Source organism: Roseovarius halophilus (ex Wu et al. 2025) (assembly GCF_047086965.1).
Window position 1 is genome coordinate 1 of the sequence record NZ_JBKOTX010000237.1, and the last position, 7,376, is coordinate 7,376.

6 protein-coding genes and 1 tRNA gene are annotated in these 7,376 nt (G+C 65.9%); 2 read left to right on the top strand and 5 right to left on the bottom strand.

Going from position 1 to position 7,376, the window contains the following annotated elements:
* Positions 1-54: 54 nt before the first annotated feature.
* From ACH107_RS27950 to ACH107_RS27960, 3 genes are all read right to left on the bottom strand, one after another.
* The gene (locus ACH107_RS27950) at positions 55-873 is read right to left on the bottom strand and encodes a DUF6538 domain-containing protein (protein ID WP_412508989.1); all 819 of its coding nucleotides are present in this window, start codon (positions 871-873) and stop codon (positions 55-57) included.
* A gap of 176 nt (positions 874-1,049) precedes the next feature.
* Positions 1,050-1,124: transfer RNA gene (locus tag ACH107_RS27955), tRNA-Gln, on the bottom strand.
* A 392-nt stretch (positions 1,125-1,516) separates the two neighbouring features.
* Entirely contained in the window at positions 1,517-2,179 is a 663-nt protein-coding gene (locus ACH107_RS27960; RefSeq protein ID WP_412508991.1) for a 50S ribosomal protein L25/general stress protein Ctc, read from the bottom strand.
* 146 nt (positions 2,180-2,325) lie between these two features.
* Between ACH107_RS27960 and ACH107_RS27965 the strand changes: the two genes are divergently transcribed.
* Positions 2,326-3,543 (top strand): MFS transporter, encoded by a 1,218-nt coding sequence (locus tag ACH107_RS27965; protein WP_412508993.1) that lies wholly within the window; start codon positions 2,326-2,328, stop codon positions 3,541-3,543.
* Here ACH107_RS27965 and ACH107_RS27970 read toward each other — a convergent pair whose 3' ends face one another.
* Together ACH107_RS27970 and trpA are read right to left on the bottom strand one after the other, a co-directional pair.
* Positions 3,544-4,707 (bottom strand): alpha-hydroxy acid oxidase, encoded by a 1,164-nt coding sequence (locus tag ACH107_RS27970; protein WP_310692151.1) that lies wholly within the window; start codon positions 4,705-4,707, stop codon positions 3,544-3,546. It lies immediately after the preceding gene.
* A 120-nt stretch (positions 4,708-4,827) separates the two neighbouring features.
* Positions 4,828-5,619 carry a tryptophan synthase subunit alpha gene (trpA, locus tag ACH107_RS27975; protein ID WP_412508994.1) on the bottom strand — a complete coding sequence of 264 codons (792 nt, stop codon included), beginning with the start codon at positions 5,617-5,619 and terminating at the stop codon, positions 4,828-4,830.
* A 138-nt stretch (positions 5,620-5,757) separates the two neighbouring features.
* Between trpA and ychF the strand changes: the two genes are divergently transcribed.
* Positions 5,758-6,855: a redox-regulated ATPase YchF gene (gene ychF, locus ACH107_RS27980; protein ID WP_412508996.1), complete on the top strand. Its 1,098-nt coding sequence runs from the start codon at positions 5,758-5,760 to the stop codon at positions 6,853-6,855.
* Positions 6,856-7,376: the final 521 nt, after the last annotated feature.

The window sequence follows — 7,376 nt, forward strand, 5'->3', positions numbered from 1 at the left end:
GGCCGAGCAAAAAGCCCTTGAACCCGAAGCCGTCACGGAGGTTAAAATGGCGGCCTAACCAGCGCAACGCGCTGTCTCAGAACCGTGCCCCGGTACAACGACTTCCTTGATCTCGGGGGAATATCGGCTGGCTGTGGCAGACGCGCTCTCGTTTGCCTCCGCCCGCCTTACATGCGTGTCCGCGGCCAAACCAACGGTCCCGATCGGGTCCGCGAGTTCCGTCTTTCGACGGTCCAGCTGTTCCCTTGCGACCGCCGCCCCCTTGAGCGCTTCGCGGGTGTAGAGCATTTCGTCCAACTCAGCGGTTGGCACGTGGTCGACGACGTCGGCCGGCTCCGGTGCCGAATGGGTCTTGTCGCGATAATAAGTGGTACTGAAGGCATAGAGCGCCTCGGCGACCATGGCCATGTCGCGCGGCTGGAACCCCGCGTCGCGCAAATGGTCCATGTCCTCGGGTAAAAGCTCGGCCCCGGGGCCGCGGCTTGACAAGAGGCGCAGGGCGTAAGCCTCGGCCCGGTCGCGCATCCAGCGCGCGCGCCATTCGAGGCTGGACGCGGGCGGCGCCTCAAACAGGCGCGCCTCTTCGATCCGGGCGACTTCGGCCTGAACCACCGACTCGAGATACTGTCGCAGATGCGCGCGGGTGAGAGACGTATATGTCATGCCCTCGATCATGTCGTCGAAGGCGGCTGACACAAGCGGTGCCCGGCGCGCGGCTGTGGACAAGTCCCGCGTTCCCAGGGAAACTTGGACGATCACGCCGTTATTTTTTGTGGATAACCCATCGCTCTTGCTTTGCAGCGCCCGTTTCGGGATGCGGCGGCGCCAGATGTAGCTGGCCCCGCGGCGGGTCACATGTGTCATCACTCCCATGGTCAGCCCCTTTGCAGAGCCGCGCCGAGAAGAAAATTTCGCGCCGCCGGGAGCGTGCGGCCCCCCGCGTGTCGCAGGCGTGTGTTGCACCCATGTGTCGCAGTGGCGCGACACGGGGGTGAATCCGCAAAACAATTCGCGGAAAAACGACTATTATCAGTGACTTAAAGGAGAGCTGGCTGGGGTGGCAGGATTCGAACCTGCGGTACACGGTACCAAAAACCGCTGCCTTACCACTTGGCTACACCCCAGCAGCGCCGCGGGTGATACGCCGAAGACTCTGGGTGATCAAGCCCCCAATGTGCCGTTTTGTGCCATTCTTTCGCGGTGCCTCACTCGAGGGGGCTCTGGGCGGCGCGATGTGCCTGATCGGCCGCCGCGCGCCGGTCAGTTCGTCTGTTTGCCAGTGCGGCAGGGCCCGAACGGTGGGATGCAAATCAGGCTGCGCGCTTTGCGCGAGGTATCCGCCCGAACGACCCAAGGGGCGGCGCTGCGTGAGCACAGAGGGGAATGGCCAGTGCCGGCGTGGGACACCGCCCGGGTCATTCGTGGCCGGAGGTGCTTTCCGCCTGGGCCAACGTAAAAACGGGACCCGGCGGGGGTCCCGTTGTTCTGCGCCCGGCCGGGCGTCGCGCGGACGGGGTCAGTCTTCGTCGCTGTCCTGTGCCGAGGCGGGAACCTCATCGGCGGCAGCCTCGGCTGCGGCCTCGTCGTCCTCTTCATCGGCGGCGGCAAGGCTCGACGGCGCCTGGACGTTGGCGATGACGAAATCGCGGTCGATGGTCGGCTTGGCCCCCTTGGGCAGGTCGATCGAGGTGATGGTGATCGTGTCGCCCATTTCCAGCCCCGCGACCGAGGCGGTCAGCTTCTCGGGGATGTCGCCGGCGGTCACGATCAGTTCGACCTCGGGGCGGACAACGGTCAGGATACCGCCCTTCTTGAGGCCGGGGCAATCGTCCTCGCCCTCGAACTCGACGGGAATGAACAGGTTGATCTTGGTCGACCTCTTCAGGCGCAGCAGGTCCAGGTGCGTCGGCAGGTCCTTGACCACGTCGCGCTGGACGTTGCGGCAGATCACGCGCACGTCCTCGTGCCCCTCGACCTTGAGGTTGAACAGCGTCGACAGGAATCGCCCCTCGCGCAGCCGCTTGATGAGGGCGTTGAAGGGGATGTTGATCGGCAGCGGGTCGGCCTCGCCGCCGTAGACGATGCCGGGCACCATGTGGTCGCGGCGAGCCTGACGGGCCGCCCCCTTGCCGGTGCCTTTGCGTTCATGTGCGACAAGATTGGGAATCTCACCAGCCATAGGTCTGTCCTTTCAATTCGCGCACCCCGCGGTCTTGTCGGGGCCCACTTTGCCATGAGAGGGCCGCCCTGACCGGCAGGATGACCCGATGAAGTGGGGCGTATAGGACGCTTTGCCCCGCTTGAAAAGGGCAACCGGCCCGGCGCGTGCAGAAATCGCAACGTGTGGGCCTTGCCGGCCCCGCGCGCCTGTGGTCAGTGCGGTACATGTCGATCCTGCACGCCATGAAACTTTCCCGCGCGCCCGGGTCCGCCTTTCTGGCGCTGGGCCTGTTCTGGGGCGGTTTCGCCGCGCAGGTGCCCACGCTCAAGGCGGGGCTGGGGGCCTCGGACGGTCTTTTCGGCACGCTGCTTCTGGGATCGGCCTTGGGCTTGGTGACGGCCATGCTGGTCGCGCCACGGGTCGATGCCCACCTTGGCGCACGCAGCATGCAGACGGCGGCCCTGCTCGTGGCGCTGGCCATGCTGTTGCCCGGCCTTGTCACCGGGCCGGCGGCCTTTTTTCTGGCCATGGTGCTGCTGGGGCTGTCCTCGGGCCTGCTGGACGTGCTGATGAACACCCGGGTCAGCGATCTGGAGGCGAAGACGGGCCAGCCGCTGATGAACGCCAATCATGCGCTCTTTTCGGTGGGCTACGCGACCGGCGCGGTGCTGGCCGGGCTGGGGCGCGAGGCGGGCCTGCCGGCGCTGGTCATCTTTGCCGGGATCGCCGCCATCATGTCGCTGATGGTTCTGCGGCTGCGGATGGCCCCCGCCTCCGAGCCGGGCACGGACCCGGATGGTACGCACTCGCCGCTGGGTCCGGTGGTGCTCTGCGGGCTCGTGGTGCTTGTGGCCTTCGGCGCCGAATCCACGGTCGAGGCTTGGTCGGCTCTGCATATCGAGCGCACGCTGGCGGGCGGCGCGGCCGAGGGCGCCATGGGCCCCGCGACCCTGGGTCTGACCATGGCCTTCGGCCGCTTCGCAGGGCAGGCGGTGTCGCAGCGCTTCGAGGAAACACGGGTCATCATCATGGCGGGCTGTGTCGCTGCCGCGGGGGCTGTCATCGCCGCCGCCGCGCCGACGCCGGTCGTGGCCTACCTGGGCTTCGGAATTCTTGGATTGGGCGTGTCGGTGATCGGGCCGTTGGCGCTGGGCCTGGTGGGCAGGCTTGTCACCGCGCGCCAGCGGTCTCGCGCCATCTCGCGCGTCGCGATCATCGGCTTTTCGTCGTTCTTCTTCGCGCCGGTCCTGATGGGCTGGTCGAGCGAGCTCTGGGGCCTCCGCGTGGCCTTTGCCGGGGTGGCCGGGACGCTGCTGATGGCGGTGCCGCTGGCGCTCATGATCCGGGGTCTGCAGGCCCGTCGGACCACCCGTGCCGCGTGATCACTGCCAGCGGCCCTCGAAATCTTCGGGCACCATCAGGATATCGCGGTCCAGCGTGGTCACATCGCGCCGCCCGCACAGCCCCATGGAGACGTCCAGTTCCTTGTGGACAACCTCCAGCGCGCGGGTCACGCCGGCCTCGCCCATGGCGCCCAGGCCGTTGACATAGGCGCGGCCGATGTAGGTGCCCTTGGCCCCCATGGCCAGCGCCTTGAGCACGTCCTGCCCCGAGCGGATGCCGCTGTCGAGATGCACCTCGATCCGGTCGCCCACGGCGTCGAGAATCGCGGGCAGGGCGCGGATGGAACTGAGCGCCCCGTCCAGCTGCCGCCCGCCATGGTTCGAGACGATGATCGCGTCGGCCCCCACGTTCAGCGCCTCTATTGCGTCGCGCGGGTCCATGATGCCCTTGATGATGAGGGGGCCATCCCACATCTTGCGGAACTGGCGGATGCGATCCCAGTCCAGCGCCTGGTCAAAGGCCTCGGCCGTCCAGGTGGCCAGGGATGAGCCATCCGTCACCCCCTTTGCATGGCCAATGACATTTCCGAAAAAGCGCCGCTTCGTGCCCAGCATGCCAAGCCCCCAGCGCAGCTTGGTCATCATGTCGGCCACGGATTTCACCGTCAGCTTGGGCGGGGCCGAAAGCCCGTTCTTGAGGTCCTTGTGCCGCTGGCCCAGCAATTGCAGATCGACGGTGATCACGGCGGCGGAACACTTGGCCGCCTTGGCCCGGTCGAACAGCCGCTGCATGAAGTCGTCGTCCTTGAGGGTGTAGACCTGCATCCAGAAGGGTTTTTCGGTGTTCTCGGCCACGTCCTCGATCGAGCAGATCGACAGGGTCGAGAGGGTGAAGGGGACACCGAACTTTTCAGCCGCCTGGGCCGCCTTGATCTCGCCATCCGCCGATTGCATGCCGGTCAGGCCCACCGGGGCCAAGCCCACGGGCATGGCAACTTCCTGCCCGATCATCTGGCTGGCCGTGCTGCGGCCGGTCATATCCTTGGCGACGCGCTGGCGCAGGTAGATCCGGTCGAAATCCGAGGTGTTCTCGCGAAATGTCTGTTCGCTCCAGCTGCCCGATTCCGCGTAGTCGTAGAACATCTTGGGCGTGCGGCGCTTGTGAAGGCGCTTGAGGTCCTCGATGCAGGTGATCACGGGCATGGCGGTGCCTTTGGTCCATATTAGTTAGATTCTCTTACCAATACGGTCACGGTCCCGCAATGACAAAGCCCGGTTCCTCGGGCGACAGTCGCCCGGACGTCGATGCCGCCATGTCGGGGCTCAGGCGGAATGCGCCCCGTCGGCAAGGGTTTTGACGAAGGCCAGGATGTCGGCCACGCTGTCGCCCCGCGCGATGCGTTCGACGATGGCCGAACCCACGACCGCGCCATCGGCGACCTCGGCGATGGCCCTGGAGCGCTCCGGCGTCTTGATCCCGAAGCCCACGATGATCGGCAGGTCGGTCTTCGCCTCGATACGCCGTACCTCGGGGCCGACATCGCCCGCCTCGGCATCGGCGGCGCCCGTGATCCCGGTGATCGAGACGTAGTAGAGAAAGCCCGAGGTGTTCGTCAGCACCTTGGGCAGGCGCTTGTCGTCGGTCGTGGGCGTGGCCAGGCGGATGAAGTTCAGCCCGGCCTTTTGCGCCGGAATGCAGAGCTCGTCATCTTCCTCGGGCGGCAGGTCCACGACGATCAAGCCGTCGATCCCGGCCTCTTTCGCCTCCGTCAGGAACCGGCCCACCCCGCGCGAATAGATCGGGTTGTAATAGCCCATCAGCACGATCGGTGTGGTGTCATCCGATTTGCGCAACTCGCGGGCGATCTGCAGTGTCCTGTCCAGGGTCTGGCCGCCCTCCAGCGCGCGCTGCCCGGCCAGCTGGATCGTCGGGCCATCGGCCATGGGATCTGTGAAGGGCTGGCCCAGCTCGATGATGTCGACCCCGGCCCCGGGCAGGCCCTTCACGATGTCCAGCGAGGTTTCGTAGTCCGGATCCCCAGCCATGACATAGGCGACGAAGGCCTTGCGGCCGGCGGCGCGCAGGTCCGCGAATTTGGCGTCGATGCGGGTCATGGGAGGTCCTTTCCACTGCGTCGCCCCGATGTGCGGCAATTCGGGGTGGAGATCAAGCGCACTGCGCGCGGCGCCGGTCTTGCAGGCCCGCGTCCCAGGCCCTATGAGGCGCCAAAGGCCAACCGGAAGGAGCGCGACATGGGGTTCAAGATGGGTATCGTCGGGCTGCCGAACGTGGGCAAGTCGACGCTGTTCAACGCGCTTACGCGGACCGCGGCCGCGCAGGCCGCCAATTTCCCGTTCTGCACAATCGATCCCAACGTGGGCGAGGTCAACGTGCCCGACGCGCGGCTCGACACCCTCGCCGAGATCGCCAGGTCGAAGCAGATCATCCCCACCCGCATGACCTTCGTCGATATCGCGGGCCTGGTGCAGGGCGCGAGCAAGGGCGAGGGGCTGGGCAACCAGTTCCTGGCCAACATACGCGAGGTCGACGCCATCGCCCATGTGCTGCGCTGCTTCGAGGATGGCGACGTCACTCATGTTGACGGCCGGGTCGATCCTGTGGCCGATGCCGAGGTCATCGAGACCGAGCTGATGCTGTCGGACCTCGAAAGCATCGAGAAACGCCGCGCCGGTCTGCAGCGCAAGCTCAAGGGCAACGACAAGGAGGCCCAGCAGCAGGACCGCCTGCTCGCCGCCGCGCAGGCCATGCTGGAAGAGGGCAAACCGGCCCGCCTTGTCGAGGTTGATGCAGAGGACGCCAAGGCCTGGACGGGGCTGCAACTGCTGACCACCAAGCCGGTGCTCTATGTCTGCAACGTGGGTGAGGCGGATGCGGCCACCGGCAATGCCCATTCAGCCGCCGCGGCCGAAATGGCCGCCGCGCAGGGCAATGCCCATGTGATCATCTCGGCCCAGATCGAGGAAGAGATCAGCCAGTTGGACGCCGAGGAGGCCGCCATGTTCCTGGGCGAGATGGGCCTGGACGAAGCCGGGCTCGACCGGCTGATCAAGGCGGGCTACGAGTTGCTGCAGCTTGAGACCTATTTCACCGTTGGCCCGAAAGAGGCCCGCGCCTGGACGGTCCCGGTGGGGACCACGGCCCCCAAGGCCGCCGGCGTGATCCACGGCGATTTCGAAAAAGGCTTCATCCGCGCGGAAACCATCGCCTATGACGATTTCGCTGCCCTGGGTGGTGAACAGCCCGCGAAAGAGGCCGGCAAGATGCGCGCCGAGGGCAAGGGTTATGTCGTCCGCGACGGCGACGTGCTGCACTTTTTGCACAACACCTGACCCTGGGGCGCCGCGCCCGGACGCGGCCCGCCCCGGGTGGACGCGCGCCGCGTCATCACGCGGGACTGGGGCAGGCGGTGCACCTGCCTGAGACAGCACCTGCTGATTATTGAGCGAATGGGTGTCCGCGGTACGACGGCCTCGGTGTCGACAGGCAGGCCGCCGCGACGATTCGGCCAGCACAACATCCTGAAAGACTGTGCAAACCCATCGGCACAATTGTCACGTTTCCGACCCGCGGCCCCATGCGCCCGCCTTCTGTCGGCGGAAAGCCCGGGAGATTTTCCGTCGTGGTCCTGACAGGCGCGTCTTGATCAGACTTGCAAGACTGTGTTTAGTTTCTATTGTAGAAATACTTTAGTGTGCCGGATTACGGCTGAAAGGATCCAATGCTGGAATTGGCATCGAGAGTTGGGCGTTGGTGAGAACGGCGGTGCAAAACTAGACCACGGTAGCGCCGCCATATTGGCGGTGCGGGCGGCGTAAAAGTCGTCCACTTTTTCCCTTCTTGTGGCAGCAGG

Coding starts and splice junctions, on each gene's coding strand:
- ACH107_RS27950 (WP_412508989.1), bottom strand. CDS start 873: ATGGGAGTGATGACACATGTGACCCGCCGCGGGGCCAGCTACATCTGG.
- ACH107_RS27960 (WP_412508991.1), bottom strand. CDS start 2,179: ATGGCTGGTGAGATTCCCAATCTTGTCGCACATGAACGCAAAGGCACC.
- ACH107_RS27970 (WP_310692151.1), bottom strand. CDS start 4,707: ATGCCCGTGATCACCTGCATCGAGGACCTCAAGCGCCTTCACAAGCGC.
- ychF (WP_412508996.1), top strand. CDS start 5,758: ATGGGGTTCAAGATGGGTATCGTCGGGCTGCCGAACGTGGGCAAGTCG.
- trpA (WP_412508994.1), bottom strand. CDS start 5,619: ATGACCCGCATCGACGCCAAATTCGCGGACCTGCGCGCCGCCGGCCGC.